The organism is Limimaricola variabilis (assembly GCF_034371605.1).
In the GTDB taxonomy this organism is placed as follows: domain Bacteria; phylum Pseudomonadota; class Alphaproteobacteria; order Rhodobacterales; family Rhodobacteraceae; genus Limimaricola; species Limimaricola variabilis.
The window spans coordinates 2847630-2870022 of record NZ_CP139691.1; the positions used below are offsets into that span (position 1 = coordinate 2847630).

The 22393-nt window shown below is 68.2% G+C and carries 17 protein-coding genes; 13 read left to right on the forward strand and 4 right to left on the reverse strand.

All coding sequences use genetic code 11. The annotated features are described in order from the left end of the window. Nucleotides 1-43: 43 nt before the first annotated feature. Complete coding sequence (locus T8T21_RS14250; RefSeq protein WP_183472207.1) at nt 44-667, reverse strand: TetR family transcriptional regulator C-terminal domain-containing protein; 624 nt, start codon at nt 665-667, stop codon at nt 44-46. A gap of 185 nt (nt 668-852) precedes the next feature. Between T8T21_RS14250 and T8T21_RS14255 the strand changes: the two genes are divergently transcribed. The 4 genes from T8T21_RS14255 to galE all read left to right on the forward strand — a co-directional run bounded on the left by T8T21_RS14255 (nt 853) and on the right by galE (nt 5538). Beyond that, nucleotides 853-2103 carry a Zn-dependent hydrolase gene (locus tag T8T21_RS14255; RefSeq protein ID WP_322336063.1) on the forward strand — a complete coding sequence of 417 codons (1251 nt, stop codon included), beginning with the start codon at nt 853-855 and terminating at the stop codon, nt 2101-2103. Between the two features lie 70 nt (nt 2104-2173). Continuing rightward, nucleotides 2174-2671, forward strand: a complete 498-nt coding sequence (locus T8T21_RS14260; protein WP_322336064.1) for a hypothetical protein — start codon at nt 2174-2176, stop codon at nt 2669-2671. 154 nt (nt 2672-2825) lie between these two features. Continuing rightward, nucleotides 2826-4283: a dihydropyrimidinase gene (hydA, locus tag T8T21_RS14265; RefSeq protein WP_322336065.1), complete on the forward strand. Its 1458-nt coding sequence runs from the start codon at nt 2826-2828 to the stop codon at nt 4281-4283. Nucleotides 4284-4521: 238 nt separating this feature from the next. Next, nucleotides 4522-5538, forward strand: coding sequence for a UDP-glucose 4-epimerase GalE (gene galE / locus T8T21_RS14270; protein ID WP_322336066.1), 1017 nt, complete (start codon nt 4522-4524; stop codon nt 5536-5538). A 61-nt stretch (nt 5539-5599) separates the two neighbouring features. On the opposite strand, the gene T8T21_RS14275 is transcribed toward galE, so the two are convergent. From T8T21_RS14275 to T8T21_RS14285, 3 genes are all read right to left on the reverse strand, one after another. Continuing rightward, nucleotides 5600-6262: a sugar transferase gene (locus tag T8T21_RS14275; protein WP_322337501.1), complete on the reverse strand. Its 663-nt coding sequence runs from the start codon at nt 6260-6262 to the stop codon at nt 5600-5602. A 251-nt stretch (nt 6263-6513) separates the two neighbouring features. Then, complete coding sequence (locus T8T21_RS14280) at nt 6514-7122, reverse strand: CDP-alcohol phosphatidyltransferase family protein (RefSeq protein WP_322336067.1); 609 nt, start codon at nt 7120-7122, stop codon at nt 6514-6516. A gap of 89 nt (nt 7123-7211) precedes the next feature. Next, entirely contained in the window at nt 7212-7682 is a 471-nt protein-coding gene (locus tag T8T21_RS14285; protein WP_183472191.1) for an Lrp/AsnC family transcriptional regulator, read from the reverse strand. Between the two features lie 124 nt (nt 7683-7806). Here T8T21_RS14285 and putA point away from each other — a divergent pair, with 124 nt between their 5' ends. The 9 genes from putA to T8T21_RS14330 all read left to right on the forward strand — a co-directional run bounded on the left by putA (nt 7807) and on the right by T8T21_RS14330 (nt 22384). Beyond that, nucleotides 7807-11280 (forward strand): bifunctional proline dehydrogenase/L-glutamate gamma-semialdehyde dehydrogenase PutA, encoded by a 3474-nt coding sequence (putA, locus tag T8T21_RS14290; protein ID WP_322336068.1) that lies wholly within the window; start codon nt 7807-7809, stop codon nt 11278-11280. A 302-nt stretch (nt 11281-11582) separates the two neighbouring features. After that, entirely contained in the window at nt 11583-15050 is a 3468-nt protein-coding gene (locus T8T21_RS14295; RefSeq protein WP_322336069.1) for an indolepyruvate ferredoxin oxidoreductase family protein, read from the forward strand. Between the two features lie 10 nt (nt 15051-15060). Then, nucleotides 15061-16224: an isovaleryl-CoA dehydrogenase gene (locus tag T8T21_RS14300; RefSeq protein WP_183472185.1), complete on the forward strand. Its 1164-nt coding sequence runs from the start codon at nt 15061-15063 to the stop codon at nt 16222-16224. Continuing rightward, a complete protein-coding gene (locus T8T21_RS14305; RefSeq protein ID WP_183472183.1) occupies nt 16224-17831 on the forward strand; it encodes a carboxyl transferase domain-containing protein in 1608 nt (535 codons plus the stop codon). The genes T8T21_RS14300 and T8T21_RS14305 overlap by 1 nt, the downstream gene beginning before the upstream one ends. Nucleotides 17832-17838: 7 nt before the next feature. Then, nucleotides 17839-18246 (forward strand): ASCH domain-containing protein, encoded by a 408-nt coding sequence (locus T8T21_RS14310; protein WP_322336070.1) that lies wholly within the window; start codon nt 17839-17841, stop codon nt 18244-18246. Beyond that, entirely contained in the window at nt 18246-20234 is a 1989-nt protein-coding gene (locus tag T8T21_RS14315; protein ID WP_322336071.1) for an acetyl/propionyl/methylcrotonyl-CoA carboxylase subunit alpha, read from the forward strand. The genes T8T21_RS14310 and T8T21_RS14315 overlap by 1 nt, the downstream gene beginning before the upstream one ends. Further along, on the forward strand, nt 20227-21078 hold the full coding sequence (locus T8T21_RS14320) for a hydroxymethylglutaryl-CoA lyase (protein WP_322336072.1): 852 nt from the start codon (nt 20227-20229) through the stop codon (nt 21076-21078). The genes T8T21_RS14315 and T8T21_RS14320 overlap by 8 nt, the downstream gene beginning before the upstream one ends. Continuing rightward, nucleotides 21075-21851 (forward strand): crotonase/enoyl-CoA hydratase family protein, encoded by a 777-nt coding sequence (locus tag T8T21_RS14325; protein WP_322336073.1) that lies wholly within the window; start codon nt 21075-21077, stop codon nt 21849-21851. The genes T8T21_RS14320 and T8T21_RS14325 overlap by 4 nt, the downstream gene beginning before the upstream one ends. Before the next feature lie 62 nt (nt 21852-21913). Further along, nucleotides 21914-22384: an Lrp/AsnC family transcriptional regulator gene (locus tag T8T21_RS14330; protein ID WP_183472176.1), complete on the forward strand. Its 471-nt coding sequence runs from the start codon at nt 21914-21916 to the stop codon at nt 22382-22384. Nucleotides 22385-22393 lie beyond the last annotated feature (9 nt).

The following is a 22393-nucleotide window of genomic DNA, read 5'->3' on the forward strand; positions in this document are numbered from 1 at the left end:
CCAAGATGACGATGCGCCTAGATGCGCCCGCCCAAGTCCAACTTCAAGGGCCGTGATGCGGAATGTCCAGAATGGCGCCAAATACGCGCTCCAGCCAGGCCTCGGCGCCGGGGTAGGGGTCGGTGTCGCCCATGATGGCGCGCACCTGCACCTCGAAATCGGCGTAGTGCTGGGTGAGCGCCCAGATCGAGAAGATCAGGTGATGGGGGTCGACCGGGCCAATCCGGCCGGCCGCGGACCAGCCGGAGATCACCGCCGCCTTTTCGTCGACCAGCGCCTTCAGCTCGCCCTCGAGAACGGGCCGCGCGCGTGGTGCGCCCTGCAGGATCTCGTTGGCGAAGAGCCGGCTTTCGCGTGGGTGGTCCCGGCTCATCTCCAGCTTCTTGCGTACATAGCCCATAATCTGCGCGCGCGGCTCGCCCTCGGGGTCCATCGCGCGCAGCGGGGCCAGCCACAGCTCGAGCAGATCCTGAAGGATAGCCAGATGCAGCGCTTCCTTGGAGCGGAAGTAGTAGAGCAGGTTCGGCTTGGACAGGCCCGCCGCCTGCGCAATCCGGTCGAGCGTCGCGCCGCGAAAACCGCGCGCCGCGAAAACCTCGAGCGCGGCTTCGAGAATTGCGGCGCGGTTGCGGGCCTGAATCCGGGTCTGCGGGGGGGTGTCGGTCATCGCCGCTCCTGCCGATCGGGCGGACCGGACCGCCAGCTGCCACGTTTCGCATCGTTTCGCGCGCGGCGTCGCTTGGTGCCACCCGAAACTTGACTGACGTCGCGGCTTTGATAGCGTGATTTTGACCGAGCGGTCAAATCGGTCCCGGACCGATGCCGCGCGATCCAGCAGGCGAGGAGACCCCCATGTCCGCACCCGGCGAAAACCTCAGGATCGACGGCACGCGGTTGTGGGACAGCCTGATGCGGATGGCCGAGATCGGCCCCGGCGTGGCGGGGGGCAACAACCGGCAGGCGCTGACCGATGTGGATGCCGAAGGCCGGGCGCTCTTCGCTGATTGGTGCGCCGCCGCCGGGCTGACGATGGGCGTCGACGCCATGGGCAACATGTTCGCCCGTCGCGAGGGGGCCGATCCCGATGCCGCGCCGGTCTATGTCGGCAGCCACCTCGATACCCAGCCCACGGGGGGCAAGTATGACGGCGTGCTCGGCGTGCTCGGCGGGCTCGAGATCATCCGCACCCTCGACGATATGGAGATCCGGACCCGCCGGCCGATCGTGGTGGTCAACTGGACCAACGAGGAGGGGACGCGCTTCGCGCCGGCGATGCTGGCCTCGGGCGTGTTCGCGGGACGGCACGATCTCGACTGGGCCCATGCCCGCGAGGATGCCGAGGGGAAACGCTTCGGCGATGAGCTGGAACGGATCGGCTGGAAGGGCGAGGAGGAGGTCGGCGCGCGCGACATCCACGCGCTGTTCGAGCTGCATATCGAGCAGGGCCCAATCCTCGAGGCCGAGGGCCGCGATATTGGCGTCGTCACGCATGGGCAGGGGTTGTGGTGGCTGGAGATCCGGCTGACCGGCAAGGAGAGCCACACCGGTTCCACGCCGATGCACATGCGGGTCAATGCCGGGCTCGGCATGGCCCGGATCACCGAGGCCGTGCACCGCATCGCCATGGAGCATCAGCCCGACGCGGTCGGCGCGGTCGGACAGGCCAATGTCTGGCCCAACTCGCGCAACGTGATCCCGGGCCGCGCGGTGTTCACCGTCGATATCCGTTCCCCTGACCGCGCCAAGCTCGACGCGATGCGCGCGGCGGTCGAGGCGGAGGCGGCCCGCATCGCGGCCGATCTCGGTCTCGGGATCGAGATCGAGCCGGTGGGCCATTTCGATCCGGTCACCTTCGACCCCGGATGTGTCGGCATGGTCCGCGCCGCGGCCGAACGGCTGGGCTATTCGCATCGCGACATCGTGTCCGGTGCGGGGCACGACGCCTGCTGGATCGCCGGCGTCGCGCCCACCGCGATGGTAATGTGCCCGTGCAAGGACGGGCTGAGCCATAACGAGGCTGAGGAGATCACATCGGATTGGGCGACCGCGGGCTGCGACGTGCTGTTTCACGCCGTGATCGAGGCGGCGGAGGTGGTTTCATGAGGCGCTGGGGCTTGACCTACCCCCCGACCGGCCTCTCTGGATCGACAAGCCAGAGTTTCAGGAGAGCCCGATGACCAGAATGCCCCGACTGCTGCCCGCGCTGGCGGTGCTGCCGCTTCTCGCAGCCTGCGCCGAAGTGCCGACCACGGCGGTGGTTCAACCCGCGCCGGTGTTCCCGGCCCCCACCACGCAGGCCGCCCCGGCGCCCGCGCCGCGGCCCGCGCCCACGCCGCTGCAGGCGCCCGCTCAGGTGACCACCGCACCGCTGTCCTCGGGCGCCTCCTCGAGCAACTCGAGCACGACGTCGAGCGCCGCCGCCGCACCGGCCCCCACCGCCGGCGCCATCACCGCCAGCAATCCGCGTGAGCTGGGCACGCCTCCCGAGCAGGTGACCTCGGCGCTGCTGCCGGGCACGCCGCCCTCGGCCGTGTTCCAGAACGGTGACGGCTGCTACCTGTTCTCGATCGAGCGCACGGAGCCGCTCAGCGGCTACCCGGTGCGCGACGAGAACGGCGTGCCGATCTGCGAGAACGACGACGGAAGCGTCGGGCCGCGCCCGTCGAGCTGATCCGGGGCAGGGGGGCGATGCCGGCCGAGACCGCGCCGCCGCCCCCGATCGCCCAGACACCCTTTGGAGCCGGGGCGCGCGCGTTTTGCGCGCGGGCTCCGGGATGCGCCACGACCCTTTGAGAAGGGGCCGGGCATGACGGAGAGGGAACGACATGGGCTCAACGGTCATCAGGAACGGCACGATCGTCACCGCCGATCTGACCTACGAGGCGGATCTGCTGATCGAGGAAGGTCGCATCGCCGCGATCGGGCCGGGGCTGACCGGCGACGAGACGCTGGATGCGACCGGCTGCTACGTGATGCCCGGTGGCATCGATCCGCACACGCATCTCGAGATGCCCTTCATGGGCACCCATTCGACCGATGATTTCGGTTCCGGCACCCGCGCCGCGCTGGCGGGTGGCACCACCATGGTGGTCGATTTCGCGCTGCCCAGCCCGGGGCAGAGCCTGCTCGACGCGCTGAAGGTCTGGCACAACAAGTCGGGACAGGCGGCCTGCGACTATTCCTACCACATGGCGGTGACCTGGTGGGACCGGCAGGTCTTCGACGAGATGGAAACGGTGGTGCGGGAGCATGGCATCACCACCTTCAAGCACTTCATGGCCTACAAGGGCGCCTTGATGGTCAATGACGACGAGCTCTTCGCCAGCTTCCGCCGCTGCGCCGAGCTCGGGGCGATCCCGCTCGTGCATGCCGAGAACGGCGACGTGGTGGCCGAATTGCAGGCCAAGCTCCTGGCTGAGGGCAACACCGGCCCCGAGGCGCATGCCTATTCGCGGCCCAGTTCGGTCGAGGGCGAGGCCACCAACCGCGCGATCATGATCGCCGACATGGCGGGCGTGCCGCTCTATGTCGTGCACGTCTCCTGCGAGGAGGCGCATGAAGCGATCCGCCGCGCCAAGATGCTGGGCAAGCGGGTCTGGGGCGAGCCGCTGATCCAGCACCTGACCCTCGACGAGAGCGAATATGCCCACCCCGACTGGGACCATGCCGCCCGCCGGGTGATGTCGCCGCCCTTCCGCGACAAGCGTCATCAAGACAGCCTCTGGGCGGGCCTCGCCTCGGGCACGCTGTCGGTGGTGGCGACCGATCACTGCGCCTTCACCACCGAGCAGAAGCGCAATGGCGTGGGCGACTTTACTAAGATCCCGAACGGCACCGGCGGGCTGGAGGACCGGATGCCGATGCTCTGGACGCATGGGGTGGTGACGGGGCGGATCACGATGAACGAGTTCGTGGCCGTGACCTCGACCAACGCGGCCAAGATCCTCAACTGCTATCCGCGCAAAGGCGCGATCCTGGTCGGCGCGGATGCCGATATCGTCGTTTGGGATCCCGAGAAGACGAAGACGATCACCGCCGGAAGCCAGGTCTCGGCGATCGATTACAACGTGTTCGAGGGGCAGCAGGTGAAAGGTCTGCCGCGCTATGTCCTGAGCCGCGGCCATGTCTCGGTGATGGATGGTGAACTGCATGCCCGCGAAGGGCACGGCACCTTCGTGGCCCGGCCGCCGCAGGGGCCGGTGAACCGGGCGCTGTCCTCGTGGAAGGCGCTCACCGCGCCGCGTCCCGTGGAGCGGACGGGCATCCCGGCCAGCGGCGTCTGAGCCGCGACTTCGGACGGAGGCGGACCGGCAAAGCCGGGCCGCCCCTTCTCGTCGCCGCGACTGCTCGGCTCTGTCGATAGCCCGAGCTGATGTTCGCCTGCAGCACTGCGCAGCGAGCGGGCCAAGGGGATGCCGCAATCCTGGGCAGCACCGCCATATCCGCATCGACCGACGCCCGGCTTCTGGTCACACCCGAGTCGCTCGGCTACAGCTTGGGCAGCAATTTCGGAGTTGGTGCATGCGAGTTCTGGTGACGGGTGGGGCGGGCTATATCGGCAGCCATACGCTGGTTGAGCTTTTGGAGCGGGGTCACGAGGTGACCTGTGTCGACAATTATTCGAACGGCGCGCCCGAGGCGCTGCGCCGGGTCGGAGAACTCGTGCCGCAAGGGGTGCTGCAGGCCTTCGAACTTGACATCAGGAACGAAGCGGCGCTGGGCCGTGTCGTGGCCGAAGTTCGGCCCGAGGCGGTGATCCACTTCGCCGGGCTCAAGGCGGTGGGCGAGAGCGGCGAGAAGCCGCTGGAATATTACGACGTCAACGTCTCTGGTACGCTGTCGCTTCTGCGCGCCATGGAGACCGTCGGCTGCGGGCGCATCATCTTCTCCTCCTCGGCCACGGTCTATGGTGAACCGCAGGCGCTGCCCTGCACCGAGGATCACCCGCTTGCTCCGACGAATGTCTATGGCTGGACCAAGCGGATCGCCGAGCAGGTGCTGAGCGACTGGGCCGGGGCCAATGCCGCTTCGTCGGTCATTCTGCTACGCTACTTCAACCCGGTAGGTGCTCATCCCTCCGGGCGGATCGGCGAAGATCCCGCCGGCATTCCCAACAACCTGATGCCCTATATCGCGCAGGTCGCGGCCGGGCGGCTCGAGCGGTTGCGGATCTTCGGCGACGACTATCCGACGCCGGACGGCACCGGCGTGCGCGACTACATCCACGTGGTCGACCTGGCGCGGGCGCATATCGCCGCGCTTGACCACAGCGTCGGGACCACCGGCACGCAGGCCTTCAACATCGGGACAGGTCAGGGATACTCGGTCCGCGAGATGCTGCAGGCCTTCTGCGAGGCAGCGGGACGTGATCTGCCCTACGAGATCGCGCCGCGCCGCTCGGGCGACATCGCCGCGATCCATGCCGATCCGGGCCGCGCCACGCAAGCCCTCGGCTGGCAGGCGGAGCACGGGCTGCGGGAGATGGTCGAAAGCCACTGGGCTTGGCAGTCGCGCAATCCGAACGGCTATCGCGACTGAGGGATCGGTCCGAAGCCTGACATGGGTAGCTCGCGAGAGCCGCCCATCAGGTCGATCGGTGTCAGCGGCTCGCGGCCTGCTGGCGGTTCTTCTGGGACCACTTCGCCCGCCGGCGCCGCGGGCGCACCACGTTCAGCGCCGTCTCGCCGATCAGGCGCAGATCCATCCAGATGGTCCGGCGCGCCTGATAGATCAGGTCGAGCCGGGCCTTGCGGTGGATGCAGCGGCGCCGATAGACGCGGTCGGTTACGCTTGCCGTGGTGCAGGTCGCGAGAATGGCCTCCTCATGCGCGTGGAAGCGCAGCGTCGCGAGGCCGGTGATCCCGGGGCGCGACTTCAGCACCTCGGCATAAAGCTCGGGATAGGCATCGACATAATAGGGCATCGGCGGGCGCGGCCCGACCAGCGAGATGTCGCCCTTCAACACGTTCCACAGCTGCGGCAGCTCGTCGGCACGGCTGCGCCGGAGAAAGCGCTGCAGCTTGGAGATCCGGTCCGCCTTGTCGCCCCCGGTCACGCCACCATTGGTGCCGTGGCAGCGCATCGTCCGGAACTTGATCAGCTTGAAACGGCGGGTGGGGGTGCTCATCCGGTCGTGCAGGAAGAAGATCGGTCGACCCTCGGCCACCAGCAGCAGCGCGCAGAGCCCCAGCATGATCGGCCAAAGGAGGGCGATGAGCAGTAGTGCCATCGACAGGTCGAGCGTTCGCTTGGCCAGCGTCATCCCGCCTTCGGGGCGCGGCGCGGCAGCAGGAATGGTCGGTGCGGCGACGGAGGTTCCGGCGATCACTTCGGTCAAGGCGGCGGTTCTGGCCGCGGGACCCGCCGGGGCAGCATAGATCGTCCGGGTGTCTTCCCAAACTGCCTCGGAGACAGAAGTCAAAGTTCGGCGCTCCTCAAAGATCACTGGTCCCGGGGCGAATCCGCCACGGAGCCCTTCGACTGAAGGTCCATCCTACCGGTGCCAGTTTAATCTCATGTCCGGAACAGGGCTCTTGCTCCAATAATCCGGACTGTGCCGCTGATGTAACACAAAGAGGCAAATATTGCCGCCAGTGGCGGAAAACCGCCGGGAAACAGGCAGATCAGCACGATGAAGGCGATCGTCTCGGTGCCTTCGAGCAAGCCGTTCGAGAAGTAGAGCGACTTGATGCCCTGCGCGCGGGTCTGCATGCCCCGCTTTTCGGCGAGGATCGCATAGCCCAGAAACGTCGTACCGTTGAAGTAGAAGGCCGCGAGCAGGAACGCCCCCGCCAGGCCGTTCGCCTCCGGATCTGCCAGGACGAAGCCGAGCGGCACCGCGCCGTAGAAGGCGAAGTCACAGGCGATGTCGAGATAGCCGCCCCAGTCGCTGCGCTGCGTGGCCCGCGCCACCGCCCCGTCGAGCCCGTCGGCCACGCGCGACACAAGAAGCGGCAACAGCGCCCAGCCCGGCGCCCCCAGCGCGATCAGTGCCGCTGCCAGAAGACCGAGCGCGAGCCCGGCCAGCGTCACCGCGTCGGCCGTGGCGCCCAGCGCCGCGAGACGCCGGCCTGCCCTGTCCAATGCGGGATCGATCAGGCGGCGGGCGGCGGAGTCGAGCATGAGAAAGGCTTTCCTGAAGACGGCATATCATCGCGTCTGCCGCTCCGGGCGTCCATCGCGCGGCGCTGCGATGACGCGATGGTGAGAGGTCACATCGTGTCGTCGATGATTGGCTGCATCGAGACATAAGTGGAGGTGCCCGCCACCCCGGGCAGGGCCGAGATCTTGCTGCCCAGCACCTCGCGGTAGCTGCGGATGTCGCGGGTGCGGACCTTGAGCAGGTAGTCGAAGCTGCCGGCGATCAGGTGGCACTGTTCGACCTCGGTGATCATTCGGACCGCTGCGTTGAAGGCGGCGAGCGATTTCTCGGTGGTGTCCATGAGCCGCACCTCGACGAAGGCCACGTGGTCGAGGCCGAGCTTGGCCGGGTCGATCACCGTCCGAAAGCCGCGAATCACGCCCTTTTCCTGCAGCCGTTTCAGCCGCACCTGACAGGGCGATTTCGACAGCCCGACCCGCGCCGCCAGTTCGGTGACCGGAAGCCGAGCATTTGCTGCCAATTCGGCGAGTATGCGGTAATCGGTGCGGTCGAGATGGCTGCCGGTGTCGGAATTGCTCATCGTTCGTCCCGCAGAAGTCGAAGAAATCAGCGCAAAAGGCGCGTTTTCCGTCGATCTTCGGGAAACGCGCCTTAGCTGTTCAGGAATAGGATGGAGAGGACACATGCACAAGAGGGGACCGCCCATGAGCGAGCTTGACGATCTGCGCCAGCGCATCCGTGCCGATCATCGACGCGACGAAGCGGAGGTGCTCGCGGATCTGATGGCGCGCGACCCGATCACGCCCGAAACCCGCGCCGCGGCCACCCGTCGTGGCGCCGCGCTGGTGCGCGCGATCCGCACCGATACCCGCCCCGGGATCATGGAGGCCTTCCTCGCGGAATACGGGCTTTCGACCCGCGAGGGCATCGCGCTGATGTGCCTTGCCGAGGCGCTGCTGCGCGTGCCGGACTCCAAGACCATCGACGCGCTGATCGACGACAAGATCACGCCCTCCGACTGGAGCGCCCATCTCGGCCGTGCGGCCTCGCCGCTGGTCAATGCCTCGACCTGGGCGCTTATGCTGACCGGCAAGGTGCTCGACGAGAAGGGCGATGGGCTGGGCCTCGTGCTGCGCCGCGCGATCAAGCGTCTGGGCGAGCCGGTGATCCGCGCTGCGACCCATGCCGCGATGCGCGAGATGGGCAAGACCTTCGTGCTCGGCCGCGATATCGACGAGGCGATCAAGCGCAGCCAGGGTCCAGCCAGGAAGGGCGTCACCTATTCCTACGACATGCTGGGCGAAGCGGCGCTGACGGCCAAGGATGCCGCGGGCTTCATGAGGAGCTACGAGACCGCCATCGCCCGGATCTCGCGGGAAGCGACGTCGAAGGACATCCGCGACAATCCCGGCATCTCGGTCAAGCTCTCGGCGCTGCATCCGCGCTACGAGGAGGCCCAGCGCGAGCGGGTCATGGAGGAGCTGGTACCGCGACTGGCCAAGCTCGCCCGCGCCGCCAAGGCGGGGAACATGGGCCTCAATGTCGACGCCGAGGAGGCCGATCGCCTCGACCTGTCGCTCGACATCATCGAGGCGGTGCTGTCCGACCCCGAGCTGGCCGGTTGGGACGGATTTGGCGTGGTGGTGCAGGCTTACGGGCGTCGCGTCGGCGGCGTGCTCGACTGGCTCTACGCGCTTTCCGAGAAGCTCGACCGCAAGATCATGGTGCGGCTCGTGAAGGGCGCCTATTGGGATACCGAGATCAAGCGGGCGCAGGTCGAGGGGCTGGAGGATTTCCCGGTCTTCACCGAGAAGGCCGCGACCGACGTGGCCTGGCTGTCCTGCGCGCACCGTCTGCTGGGCATGACCAACCGGATCTATCCGCAGTTCGCCACCCACAACGCCCATTCCGTCGCCGCCGTCATGGAGATGGCGGGCGAGCGCCGGGATTTCGAGTTCCAGCGCCTGCACGGCATGGGCGAGGCGCTGCATGACAAGCAGATGGAGGCGGGCACCCGGCTGCGGATCTACGCCCCCGTCGGCGCGCATCGCGACCTGCTGGCCTACCTCGTGCGTCGCCTGCTTGAGAACGGCGCCAACTCCTCCTTCGTCAACCAGATCGTCGACGAGAACGTGCCCGCCGAGGTGGTCGCCGCCGATCCGTTCGAGAAGCTGGGCGCGCCGCGCCCGAAGGAGCTGCGCGATCCGCGCGCCCTGTTCCAGCCCGAGCGCGAGAACTCGCGCGGCTGGGACCTGACGGCGGTGGACGCGCTGGCCGAGTTCGACGCCGGTCGCGCGGCATTCCGCGACACCAAGTGGCGCTCCGAGCCGATCCTCGCCACCGAGGAGGCGCCCGAGGGCGGCGAGACCATCCCCGTCACCAACCCGGCCGACCCGTCGGACGTGGTGGGCGAGGTGATGATGGCCTCGGAAGCCGATGTGGAAACGGCGATCGCCCATGCGCGGCGCTGGCAGGCCCCTGCCTCGACTCGTGGGGCGGCGCTGCGCAAGGCGGCCGACCTGTTCGAGGAAAACGCCCACGAGTTCTTCGCTCTCACCGCGCGCGAGGCGGGCAAGACACCCAAGGACGCCGTGGCCGAGCTGCGCGAGGCGGTCGACTTCCTGCGCTACTACGCTGCCCGCGGCGAGGAGCTGAAGGACCCGGCACGCGGCACCTTTGCCTGCATCAGCCCGTGGAACTTCCCGCTGGCGATCTTTACCGGCCAGGTCGCCGCCGCTCTCGCGGCCGGCAATGCCGTGCTGGCGAAACCGGCCGAGGCGACGCCGCTCACCGCAGCGCTGGGCGTGCGGTTGTTGCACGAGGCGGGCGTGCCGCGCGATGCGCTGCAGCTCCTGCCTGGTGCGGGCAAGGTGGTGGGCGCTGCGATCACCTCCGACCCGCGCATCGCGGGCGTGTGCTTCACCGGTTCGACCGAGACCGCGATCGGCATCGATCGCGCGATGGCCGCCAACATGGACCCGACCGCGCCGCTCATCGCCGAAACCGGCGGGCTCAACGCGATGATCGTCGATTCCACCGCGCTGCCCGAGCAGGCGGTACGCGACATCGTCGCCTCGGCCTTCCAGTCGGCGGGCCAGCGCTGTTCGGCGCTTCGGATGCTCTACCTGCAGGAAGACATCGCCGAGCATTTCCTCGAAATGCTCAAGGGCGCTGCCGAGGAGATGGGGATCGGCGATCCGTGGAAGCATTCCACCGATGTCGGCCCGGTGATTGACGCGCGCGCCGAGAAGGGCATCGTCGAGCATATCGAGAAGGCCCGCACCGAGGGCCGCCTGATGTGGCAGCTCGAGACGCCCGAAACCGGCTTCTATGTCGGCCCGGCGCTGATCCGGTTGAACGGCATCGAGGAACTCGAGCGCGAGATCTTCGGCCCGGTTCTGCACGTCGCCACCTTCAAGGCGGGCGAGATCGACGAGGTGATCGATGCGGTCAACGCCACCGGCTACGGACTGACCTTCGGGCTGCACACGCGGATCGACGAGCGGGTCGAGCAGGTGACGCGGCGGGTGCATGTCGGCAACCTCTACGTCAACCGCAACCAGATCGGCGCCATCGTCGGCTCCCAGCCCTTCGGCGGCGAGGGGCTGTCGGGCACCGGGCCCAAGGCCGGTGGACCGCGCTACGTCGCGCGCTTCACCGAGCCGATGCGCATCGCCTCGCCGGCCGCCAATGGTCGCGCGGTGCCCAGCAAGAAGGTGCAGGCGCTCCTCGATGTCGCCACGCCGGACCCGGATCGGCGCGACACCGTCACCCTGCCGGGCCCGACCGGCGAGTCGAACCGCCTTTCGGTGGTGCCGCGCGGCACGGTGCTCTGTCTCGGTCCATCGGCCGAAGAGGCGCAGGCGCAGATCGAGATGGCCAAGGCCGCCGGATGCGCAGCCGTCGGCGTGGCGCCGGGGCTGTCTGGTGAAGGCTGCCTCGACGGGGTGCTGGAGGCGGAGGCGCTCGGCACGCTGAACGGCTTCGACGCGGTGGCGTTGCGCGGCGGTGCCGAGGCGCTTCGCCCGGTGCGGGCGGCGCTGGCCGGGCGCGAGGGTCGTCGGATTCCGCTCTTGTCCGAGGAAGACACGCCGTCGCGGCTCTTCCTCGAGCGTCATGTCTGCGTCGACACGACTGCCGCAGGCGGCAATGCGAGCCTGCTCGCCAGCGTCGGCTGAGACACGAATCGAGACGCGCGCCGGGTCGAACCGGCGCGCGTCTGCATTTCCCGTTTTTCCATCAAACAGGCCGTTTGGCTTGAAGCGGAGGGCATCGAACCGCGTCTGTGATCACCGGCAGGATCTATGCCGCTGAAGGATGCCCAAAGAAGATCCAAGGTCCTCTTGGTGACAGGGTTCCTATTAGAGGTCCGATTAGGTGACAGTGTCACGCCGTTTTGCTCAAGTTGTTGAAAAAACGGTGACCGTGTTTCGCTGAAGCGGCGCTAGACTTTCCCTGTCATAAGCCAGGGGAGGGGCGCATGACCGCGCTAATGTCGCTCGACGACAAATATACGGCCGAAACCGGTCATGTCTTCATCACCGGAATTCAGGCGCTGGTGCGCCTGCCGATGACCCAGATGCGGCGCGACCGCGCCGCGGGGCTGAACACCGGCACCTTCATCTCGGGCTATCGCGGCTCGCCGCTGGGCGGCTACGACCAGCAGCTGATGGCGGCAAAGAGGCATCTCGACCCGCTCGACATCAAGTTCCAGCCCGGCGTGAACGAGGATCTCGCGGCCACCGCTGTCTGGGGCAGCCAGCAGCTGCACCTGTCGCCCGGCGCCCGCAAGGACGGCGTGCTCGGGATGTGGTACGGCAAGGGACCCGGCGTCGACCGCTCGGGCGACGTGCTCAAGCATGCCAATGCCGCGGGCACCTCGGCGCAGGGCGGCGTTCTCGCCATCGCCGGGGACGACCATACCTGCAAATCCTCCTCGATTCCGCACCAGTCGGACCACGCCTTCATCTCGGCGCTGATGCCGATGCTCTATCCCAGCTCGGTGCATGAGTTCCTCGAACTCGGGCTGCTGGGCATCGCCATGTCGCGCTACTCGGGCTGCTGGGTCGGCTTCAAGGTGATCTCCGAGACGGTCGAGACCTCCACCGTGATCGATCTCGGCCAGGAGCGGCGGCAGTTCCTGCGGCCCACCGATTTCGAGATGCCCGAAGGCGGGCTCAACCTCCGCTGGCCCGATCCGCCGCTGGTGCAGGACGAGCGGCTGCAGGAGCACAAGGGTTTCGCCGCGCTGGCCTTTGCCCGCGCCAACCGCGTCGATCAGGTGACGATCGACACGCCCGATGCCCGCTTCGGCATCGTCGCTTCGGGCAAGGCCTATGAGGACGTGCGCCAGGCGCTGGCCGAGATGGGGCTGGGGCCGGAGGAATGGAAGGCGATCGGCCTGCGCCTCTACAAGGTGCGCATGCCCTGGCCGCTGGAGCCCGAGGGCATCCGGCATTTCTCGGAAGGCCTCGAGGAGGTGCTGATCGTCGAAGAGCGGCGCGAGATCATCGAGAACCAGATCAAGCAGCAGCTCTTCAACTGGCGCGCCGACGTGCGGCCCCGCATCATCGGCAAGCATGACGAGAAGGACCGGCCCTTCCTGTCGCTGAGCCAAGGCCTCACCGTGGGTTCGGTCGGCCGCGCCATCGCCGACCGGCTCCTGCATATCGACCTGCCCGAGGGGCTGCACGACCGCATCGAGGCCGAGCTGCGCCGGCTCGAGGCGGGCCATGCACGCGGTGCCGCGCATGAGGCGCCGATCACCCGGCTGCCGCATTACTGCCCCGGCTGCCCGCACAACACCTCGACCAAGGTGCCCGAAGGCTCCAAGGCGATGGCCGGGATCGGCTGTCACTACATGGTGCAGTGGATGGACCGGAATACCGAGACCTTCACCCATATGGGCGCCGAAGGGGTGCCCTGGACCTCGATCGGCCTATTCACGGACGAGAAGCACCGCTTCGTGAACCTCGGCGACGGCACGTTCTTCCATTCGGGCCATCTCGCGATCCGCCAGTCGGTCGCGGCAAAGGCCAACATCACCTACAAGATCCTCTACAACGACGCCGTCGCCATGACCGGCGGCCAGAAGGTCGACGGCCCGCTCTCGCCCGAGCAGGTGACGCATCAGGTCGCGCATGAGAACGTGGCGAAGATCGTTCTGCTCTCAGACCATCCCGAGAATTACGACCGCGTCGACCTCGCCCCCGGCACCGAGATCCGTCACCGCGACGATGTCGACGCGGTGATGAAGGAGCTGCGCGAGATCGAGGGCGTCACGGTCATGGTCTATGTCCAGACCTGCGCCGCCGAACTGCGTCGCCGCCGCAAACGCGGCAAGGCCCCGGACCCGGATATGCGCGTGCATATCGATCCGGCGGTCTGCGAAGGCTGCGGCGATTGCTCGGTGCAGTCGAACTGCATCGCGGTCGAGCCGCTGGAAACCGAGCTGGGCCGCAAGCGCCAGATCAACCAGTCGGCCTGCAACAAGGACTTCTCCTGCCTGAAAGGCTTCTGCCCCAGCTTCGTCACCGTGCGCGGCGGCAAACTGCACAAGCGCCCGGCCGCCGAGGGCCCCGATGTCTCGGGCCTGCCCGAGCCGACGCTGCCCGAAATTACCCGGCCGTGGAACATCGCCGTCACCGGCGTCGGCGGCACCGGCGTGCTGACCATTGGCGCGCTTCTGGGCGTGGCGGCGCATATGGAGGGTCTGTCGCCGATGATCCTCGACATGGCCGGTCTCGCGCAGAAGGGCGGGGCGGTGCTGAGCCATATCCGCATCTCGACGCATGAACGTCCGGCGACGGCGCCGCGCATCGCGACCGGTACCGCCGACCTGCTGCTTGCCGCGGACAGCGTCGTGGCCGCGTCGAAGGACGGCATCACGCTGTGCGACGCGGAGCGCACCCATGCGGTGATGAGCACCAAGCTATCGCCCACCTCCGACTTCGTGCGCCAGCGCGACTTCGACTTTCGTTCGGCGGGGGTCATGCGCGCGGTGGAGAAGACGGTGCGCTCCTCCGAGCATTTCCACGATTTCGCCCATGTCGCGCGCGAGCTGTGCGGCGACGAGATCGCGGTCAACATCATGATGCTGGGCTATGCATGGCAGCAGGGCTTCATCCCGGTGGGCCGCGAGGCGATCGCCGAGGCCGTGCGCCTCAACGGCGTGGCGGTGCAGTCCAACCTCGATGCCTTCGACTGGGGCCGCGTCATGGCGGCGGACCCGGCGCGGGTGATCCGCGAGATGGGCGAGACCGATGAGCCGCCGCATCTGCCGCAGGCGCAGATGTCGCTCGACCAGCTCGTGGCGCATCGCACCGGCCACCTGACCGATTACCAGGACGCGAAGCTGGCACGGCGCTACACCGACCGCGTGGCGCAGGTCCGCGCGGCGGTGGAGGGCCATGCGCAGGCCGACAAGATCGCCCGCGCGGTGGCCCAGAACTACGCCAAGCTGCTCGCCTACAAGGACGAGTACGAGGTGGCGCGGCTCTTCACCCGGCCCGAGTTCTCCGAAAACCTCAGGAAGCAGTTCGACGGCGACTACAAGATCGCCTTCAACCTCGCGCCGCCGATGATGCCCGGCGTGGATGCCGAGGGTCGGCCGAAGAAGCGCGAGTTCGGGCCGTGGATCCTCAAGGCGTTCGGTTTTCTGGCGCAGGGCAAGCGGTTACGCGGCACAGCGCTTGACGTCTTTGGCCGTACCGAAGAGCGTAGGCGCGAGAGGGCGCTGATCCGCGCCTACGAGGAGGACATGGATCTGGCGCTCGCGCGATTGGGAGAAGGGCGCGACGCTGAGATCCTCAAGCTTCTGGAGCTGCCGGACCAGATCCGTGGCTTCGGGCCGGTGAAACTCGCGGCGATGGAGCAGGCGGCGCCGATGCGCGACGCGCTGCGCGCCGCGATCATGAATGACACGCCGCAGCAAGTCGCGGCGGAATAGGGAGGTAGAGATGTTCGATCACGCGATGAGGTTCGATCTGGGTGAAGACGGCGACAGCCTGCGCGAGACGGTGCATCGCTGGGCGCAGGAGCGGGTGAAGCCCCGGGCCGCCGAGATCGACGCATCCAACCTGTTTCCCGCCGACCTGTGGCGCGAGATGGGCGATATCGGACTTCTGGGCATCACCGTTCCCGAGGAGTATGGCGGCGCGAACATGGGCTATCTGGCCCATGTCGTCGCGGTCGAGGAGATCGCCCGCGCCTCGGCCAGTGTCGCGCTGAGCTACGGCGCGCATTCCAACCTCTGCGTCAACCAGATCGTGCTGAACGGCAACGAGGCGCAGAAGCAGAAGTACCTGCCCAAGCTTGTCTCGGGCGAGCATGTCGGCGCGCTGGCCATGTCCGAGGCAGGGGCGGGCTCCGACGTGGTGTCGATGAGCCTGCGCGCCGATCGCATCGACGGCGGCTACCGGCTCAATGGCACCAAGTACTGGATCACCAACGGCCCCGATGCCGAGACGCTGGTCGTCTATGCCAAGACCGACCCCGAGGCGGGCTCCAAGGGCATCACCGCCTTCATCATCGAACGCGGCATGAAGGGCTTCTCGACCTCCGAGCATTTCGACAAGCTCGGCATGCGCGGCTCCAACACCGCCGAGCTGGTGTTCGAGAATGTGGAAGTGCCCGACGAGAACGTTCTGGGCCAGGTCGGCGGCGGCGTGCGCGTGCTGATGTCGGGCCTCGATTACGAGCGCGTGGTGCTTTCGGGGATCGGCACCGGCATCATGGCCGCCTGCCTCGACGAGATCATGCCCTACCTCGCGGAGCGCAAGCAGTTCGGCAAGCCGATCGGGGATTTCCAGCTCATGCAGGGCAAGATCGCCGACATCTACACCAAGCTCGGCTCGGCCCGCGCCTATGTCTATGCCGTGGCCCGCGCCTGCGACGAAGGCCGCGTGACCCGTGCCGACGCCGCTGCCTGCGTGCTCTATGCCTCCGAAGAGGCGATGGTGGTCGCGCATCAGGCGGTGCAGGCGATGGGCGGCACCGGCTTCATGAATGAAAGCGCGGTGAGCCGGATCTTCCGCGACGCCAAGCTGATGGAGATCGGCGCCGGCACCTCGGAGATCCGCCGCATGCTGATCGGGCGCGAGCTGATGGCGAAGGTGCGCTGATGGCGGTGCTGCGTTCGGCACTGTCGCCCTCCTCGGAAGCCTTCGGAGAAAACCGGACCGCGCAGCATGCCGCGCTCGAGACCGTGCGCGAGGCCGTCGAGGCCGCGCGCGCGGGCGGCGGCGCGAAGGCCCGCGACCGGCACGTCTCGCGCGGCAAGCTGCTGCCGCGCGACCGCGTGACCCGGCTGCTCGATCCGGGCAGCCCGTTTCTGGAGATCGGCGCCACGGCGGCGCATGGCCTCTATGACGGCGCGGCGCCGGGCGCCGGCATGATCGCCGGCATCGGCCGGGTCGAGGGGCAGGAGGTCATGGTGGTGTGCAACGACGCCACCGTGAAGGGCGGCACCTACTACCCGATGACCGTCAAGAAGCATCTGCGCGCGCAGGAGATCGCTGAGCAGAACCACCTGCCTTGCGTCTACCTCGTCGACTCGGGCGGCGCGAACCTGCCCAACCAGGACGAGGTGTTCCCCGATCGCGATCATTTCGGCCGGATCTTCTACAACCAGGCCCGGATGAGCGGGAAGGGCATCCCGCAGATCGCCGTGGTGATGGGCTCCTGCACCGCGGGTGGCGCCTATGTGCCCGCCATGTCGGACGTGACCATCATCGTGAAGGAGCAGGGCACCATCTTCCTCGCCGGCCCGCCGCTGGTGAAGGCCGCGACCGGCGAGGTCGTCTCGGCCGAGGATCTCGGCGGCGGCGACGTGCATACGCGGCTGTCGGGCGTGGCCGACTACCTCGCCGACAACGACGCCCATGCGCTGGCGCTGGCGCGTCAGGCGGTGGCCGGGCTCAACCGTCGCAAGCCCGACAGCGTGGTGCTGCGCGCCGTCGAAGAGCCGCTCTACGATCCGGAGGAGATCCTCGGCGTCGTCCCGGCCGATCCGCGCAAGCCCTACGACATCCGCGAGCTTCTGGCCCGCGTGCTCGACGGCTCGCGCCTCGATGAGTTCAAGCCGCGCTACGGCGAGACGCTGGTGACGGGCTTCGGGCACATCATGGGCATGCCGGTGGGGATCATCGCCAATAACGGCGTGCTGTTCTCCGAGGCCGCGCTCAAGGGCGCGCATTTCGTCGAGCTGTGCTCGCAGCGGCGCATCCCGCTGGTGTTCCTGCAGAACATCACCGGCTTCATGGTTGGCCGCAAATACGAAGCGGGCGGTATCGCCAAGGACGGCGCCAAGCTGGTGACGGCCGTGGCCTCCACCGAGGTGCCCAAGGTCACCATGATCGTCGGCGGCTCCTACGGGGCCGGCAATTACGGCATGTGCGGCCGCGCTTATTCACCGCGGTTCCTGTGGACCTGGCCCGCGAGCCGGATCGGCGTGATGGGCGGCGAGCAGGCGGCGGGCGTCATGGCGCAGGTGCGCGGCGAGGCATTGGCACGTCAGGGCAAGCCTTGGACCGAGGAAGAGGAATGGGCCTTCAAGCAGCCCTTGCGCGACACTTTCGAAGAACAGGCGCATCCGCTCTACGCCTCGGCCCGGCTTTGGGATGACGGCATCGTCGATCCGCGCAAGACCCGCGAAGTGCTCGCGCTTTCCCTCTCCGCCGCGTTGAACGCGCCCATTCCCGATACGCGCTTCGGCGTGTTCCGGATGTGAGGCGGCAATGGTGACGATGGAGGAATTGAAGGCCCGGGACCCGGATCTCGTGAGCTTCCGCTTCGGTGACGGCCCTGAACTTTCCGCCGAGCTGATTGCACTGGTTCGCTCCGGCGCCAAGACGGGGACCTGCAGCGCGCTGCGCGACTTCGACGAGGAGCCGATGCCGGTGGTTGGCCGCCGTGACGTGGCTCTGAACTGGGACGGCAGCCCGGCGCTGATGATCGAGACGACCGAGGTCACCCAGCGCCGCTTCTGCGACGTGGACGCCGAGTTCGCCTTGGCCGAGGGCGAGGACGAGACGCTGGAGAGCTGGCGGGACGGGCACCGCCGCTACTTCGAGCGCAACGGGGGCTGGGACCCCGAAATGATGCTGGTCTGCGAGAGATTCCGGCTGGTGGAGGATTTCGCCTGATGTTCGACAAGATACTGATCGCGAACCGCGGCGAGATCGCCGCACGTGTCATCACGACCGCGCGCCGGATGGGGCTGAAGACCGTCGCCGTGCATTCCGACGCCGATGCCGAGGCGGTGCATGTCCGGCTCGCCGACGAGGCGGTGCGGATCGGCCCGGCGCCGGTGGGCGAAAGCTACCTGCGCGCCGAGGCGATCATCGAGGCTGCGCGCGCGACCGGCGCCCAGGCGATCCATCCGGGCTACGGCTTCCTCTCCGAGAACCCCGATTTCGTCGAGGCGGTCGAAGCGGCCGGGCTGGTCTTCGTCGGGCCCCCTGCCAGCGCGATCCGGGCGATGGGCCTGAAGGACGCCGCCAAGAAGCGCATGGAAGAGGCCGGCGTGCCGGTCGTGCCGGGCTATCACGGCGAGGGGCAGGACGCCGCGATGCTGGCGGCGGAAGCCGAGCGCATCGGCTACCCGGTGCTGATCAAGGCGCGCGCGGGCGGCGGTGGCAAGGGCATGCGCCTCGTCGAGCGGGCCGAGGATTTTGCCGATGCGCTCGAAGGTGCGCAGGCCGAGGGCAAGGCGAGCTTCGGCGACCCCGCCGTGCTGGTCGAAAAATACGTGACCGCGCCCCGCCATGTGGAGATCCAGGTCTTCGCCGACAGTCACGGCAACGTCGTGCACCTGTTCGAGCGCGACTGCTCGTTGCAGCGTCGGCACCAGAAGGTGATCGAGGAGGCTCCCGCACCGGGGATGCCCGAGCATGTCCGCGCGGCGATGGGGCAGGCAGCGGTCGAGGCCGCGCGCGCGATCGGCTATGTCGGTGCGGGCACGGTGGAGTTCATCGCTGACGGCTCCGAAGGGCTGCGCGAGGACGGGTTCTGGTTCATGGAGATGAACACCCGCCTGCAGGTCGAACATCCCGTGACCGAGGCGATCACCGGGCTCGATCTGGTCGAATGGCAGATCCGGGTCGCGCGCGGCGAGACGCTGCCGCTGTCGCAGGACCAGCTGACGATCGACGGTCACGCCTTCGAGGCGCGGCTCTATGCCGAGGATGCGGAGCGCGGGTTCCTTCCCGCGACCGGGCGGCTGGAGCGGCTGCGCTTTCCCGACGCGTGGAACTTCGAGCTGGGCGCGCTGCGCGTCGATGCCGGCGTCGTCGAAGGCGACGCCATCACCCCGCATTACGACCCGATGATCGCCAAGGTCATCGCCCATGGCGCCACGCGCGAAGAGGCGATGGCGCGGCTCTTGGGCGCGCTGGAGGCCACGCAGGTCGGCGGCACGGTGACCAATCTCGGGTTTCTCGCGGCGCTGCTGCGGCATGAGGGGTTTGCCTCGGGCGAGGTCGATACCGGCCTGATCGGCCGCGATCTCGACGCGCTGACCGCCCGTCCGCCGATGCCCGATCACGTGCCGGTGCTGGCCGCGCTCGCCGCAGCCGGTCTCGACCATCCGCCCGCGGGCGACGATCCCTGGGACGCGCTCAGGGGCTTCCGCCACTGGGGCACCTCCGAGATTCACGTGACGCTGGAGCGCGAGGGCGAGACGCTCGACGTCGCACTCCTGCGCGACGGGCCGGGAAGCTGGCATCGGGAAGGCACGGAAACCAGCGTTTCACGTGACACCAAGGGCTTGGAAGTGACCGTGGCAGGGCGCCGCTTTCGCGCCGAGGCCGCAAAGCACGGCGCCGCCGTCACCGTGTGGGATGCGGGCAGGGCATGGGTATTCACGCTGCCCGATCCGCTGGCAGCCGCCGATGCGGCGGGGGCGGGCGGCAACGCCATCGCCGCGCCGATGCCGGGCCTCGTGAAACGGATGCGCGCCACGGCGGGGCAGACGGTCGAAAAGGGCCAGCCGCTCGCCATCCTCGAGGCGATGAAGATGGAGCACACCCTCACCGCGCCGCGCGACGGGGTAGTGGCCGAAATCCTCGCACAGGAAGGATCGCAGGTCTCCGACGGCGACCTGCTGCTGACGCTGGAGCCGGAAGATGAGTGAGCGCGCCGAGATCGTCGAGGTCGGGCCCCGTGACGGGCTGCAGAACGAAAAGCGGATCATTCCCGCCGAGACCAAGATCGCGCTGGTCGACCGGCTCTCGGCCTGCGGCTTCTCCCGCATCGAGGTGACGAGCTTCGTGAACCCCAAGCGGGTGCCGCAGATGGCCGATGCGGCCGAGGTATTGGCGGGCATCGCGCGCGACCCCGCCATCCGCTACGCGGCGCTGACCCCGAACCTGCGGGGCTTCGAGGCCGCGCGTGAGGCCAGGGCCGAGGAGGTCGCGGTCTTCGCTTCGGCCTCCGAGGGCTTCAGCCAGGCCAATATCGGCTGCTCCATCGCCGAGAGCATGGAGCGCTTTGCCCCTCTCATGGCGGCTGCGAAAGAGACCGGGCTGCCGGTGCGCGGCTACGTCTCCTGCGTGACCCATTGCCCCTATGACGGCAAGGTCGACCCCGAAGCCGTGGCCGATGTAGCGGCGCGGCTGCTGGAGATGGGCTGCTACGAGATCTCCTTGGGCGAGACGTTGGGCCGGGCGCTGCCCGAGGACACGGACGCGATGCTCGACGCGGTGCTCGCGCGCGTCCCGGCCGAAAAGCTCGCCGGGCATTTCCACGACACCTTGGGGCGCGCGCTCGACAACGTGGAGGTTTGCCTCGAACGCGGGCTTCGCGTCTTCGATGCCAGCATCGGCGGCCTGGGCGGCTGCCCCTTCGCGCCCGGCGCGGCGGGCAACGTTGCCACCGAGGCGCTCGCGCTGATGCTGAAGGATCGCGGCTACGAGACAGGTCTCGACGCGAAGCGGCTGGCCGAGACGGCGGCCTTTGCGAAGGAGCTGCGCGCATGAGCTACGAGACGCTGAAGCTGGATGCGGATGATCGCGGCGTCCTGACGGTCACGCTGAACGCGCCCGAGCGGCGCAACGCGCTTTCGGCGCAGATGATGGACGAGCTGACGGCGCTGGCCTCGGCCGAGGGCGCACAGGCGCGCGCCGTTGTGCTGCAGGGCGCGGGCGAGGTGTTCTGCGCTGGTGGGGATCTCACCTGGATGCAGGCGCAGATCCGGGCCGACCGCGAGGGGCGGCGCGCCGAGGCGCGGCGTCTGGCCGGGATGCTGGGTGCGCTCAACACCATGTCCAGCCCGCTGATCGGCCGGGTGCATGGCGGCGCCTATGGCGGCGGCGTTGGCATGGCCTGCATCTGCGACGTGGTGGTGGCGGCCGACACGACGCGTTTCGGCTTCACCGAGACCAAGCTCGGCATCATCCCGGCGACGATCTCGCCCTATGTCCTCGCGCGGATGGGCGAAGGCCGGGCGCGGCAGGTCTTTATGTCGGCGCGGATCTTCGGCGCGGAGGAGGCCGTGCGGCTTGGCATCGCGACGCGTGCGGTGCCCGAGGCGGATCTCGACGCCGCCGTCGACGCCGAGGTGGCACCCTATCTGAAGATCGCCCGCGGGGCTGCGGCGCGGGCCAAGGCGCTGGCCCGCTCGCTCGGCCCGCGCATCGACGAGGCCGTGATCGAGGCCACGATCGACCGGCTGGTCGAGGCATGGGAAAGCCCCGAGGCCGAAGAGGGGATCGCCGCGTTCCTCGAAAAGCGCCCGGCGCGCTGGGCATGAAGGGCGCGCCCATTGACGCCACCCCCGGCGGGCGAGAGGATCGCCGCCGGGGATGGGGCGCAATGGGCGAAACGATCACACTCGACGAAACCGACCGCCGGCTGCTGCGGCTCTTGCAGGCCGAGCCGGATCTGACCCTGCGCGAGGTCGGTGAGCGGCTGGGCCTGTCGCACACGCCCTGCTGGCGCCGTCTGACGCGGATGCGCGAGGCCGGGGTGATCGAGGAGCGGCGGCATATCATCGACCCGGTGGCGGCGGGATTCGACATCACTGTGTTCTGCGCGGTGCGGATGAACGGACATTCGCGCGCCCATCTGGAGGAGTTCGAGGCCGCCGTGGTGCGCATCGCCGAAGTGGTGCAGTGCTACACCGTGTCGGGCGATCACGACTACCTGCTGCGGGTGCTGGCCCGCTCCATTCGCCATTACGAAAGCACGGTGAAGAACGCGCTGGTCCAATTGCCGCACGTGCTGTCGATCTCCACTTCGGTGACGCTGCGCGAGATCAAGAACACCACCGACGTCCCGCTCTGAGCCGCTGCG

Bases quoted from the DNA above. Each gene is read 5' to 3' on its own strand.
- T8T21_RS14250 (WP_183472207.1), bottom strand. From the start codon at position 667: ATGACCGACACCCCCCCGCAGACCCGGATTCAGGCCCGCAACCGCGCC.
- T8T21_RS14255 (WP_322336063.1), top strand. From the start codon at position 853: ATGTCCGCACCCGGCGAAAACCTCAGGATCGACGGCACGCGGTTGTGG.
- T8T21_RS14260 (WP_322336064.1), top strand. From the start codon at position 2,174: ATGACCAGAATGCCCCGACTGCTGCCCGCGCTGGCGGTGCTGCCGCTT.
- hydA (WP_322336065.1), top strand. From the start codon at position 2,826: ATGGGCTCAACGGTCATCAGGAACGGCACGATCGTCACCGCCGATCTG.
- galE (WP_322336066.1), top strand. From the start codon at position 4,522: ATGCGAGTTCTGGTGACGGGTGGGGCGGGCTATATCGGCAGCCATACG.
- T8T21_RS14275 (WP_322337501.1), bottom strand. From the start codon at position 6,262: ATGACGCTGGCCAAGCGAACGCTCGACCTGTCGATGGCACTACTGCTC.
- T8T21_RS14280 (WP_322336067.1), bottom strand. From the start codon at position 7,122: ATGCTCGACTCCGCCGCCCGCCGCCTGATCGATCCCGCATTGGACAGG.
- T8T21_RS14285 (WP_183472191.1), bottom strand. From the start codon at position 7,682: ATGAGCAATTCCGACACCGGCAGCCATCTCGACCGCACCGATTACCGC.
- putA (WP_322336068.1), top strand. From the start codon at position 7,807: ATGAGCGAGCTTGACGATCTGCGCCAGCGCATCCGTGCCGATCATCGA.
- T8T21_RS14295 (WP_322336069.1), top strand. From the start codon at position 11,583: ATGACCGCGCTAATGTCGCTCGACGACAAATATACGGCCGAAACCGGT.
- T8T21_RS14300 (WP_183472185.1), top strand. From the start codon at position 15,061: ATGTTCGATCACGCGATGAGGTTCGATCTGGGTGAAGACGGCGACAGC.
- T8T21_RS14305 (WP_183472183.1), top strand. From the start codon at position 16,224: ATGGCGGTGCTGCGTTCGGCACTGTCGCCCTCCTCGGAAGCCTTCGGA.
- T8T21_RS14310 (WP_322336070.1), top strand. From the start codon at position 17,839: ATGGTGACGATGGAGGAATTGAAGGCCCGGGACCCGGATCTCGTGAGC.
- T8T21_RS14315 (WP_322336071.1), top strand. From the start codon at position 18,246: ATGTTCGACAAGATACTGATCGCGAACCGCGGCGAGATCGCCGCACGT.
- T8T21_RS14320 (WP_322336072.1), top strand. From the start codon at position 20,227: ATGAGTGAGCGCGCCGAGATCGTCGAGGTCGGGCCCCGTGACGGGCTG.
- T8T21_RS14325 (WP_322336073.1), top strand. From the start codon at position 21,075: ATGAGCTACGAGACGCTGAAGCTGGATGCGGATGATCGCGGCGTCCTG.
- T8T21_RS14330 (WP_183472176.1), top strand. From the start codon at position 21,914: ATGGGCGAAACGATCACACTCGACGAAACCGACCGCCGGCTGCTGCGG.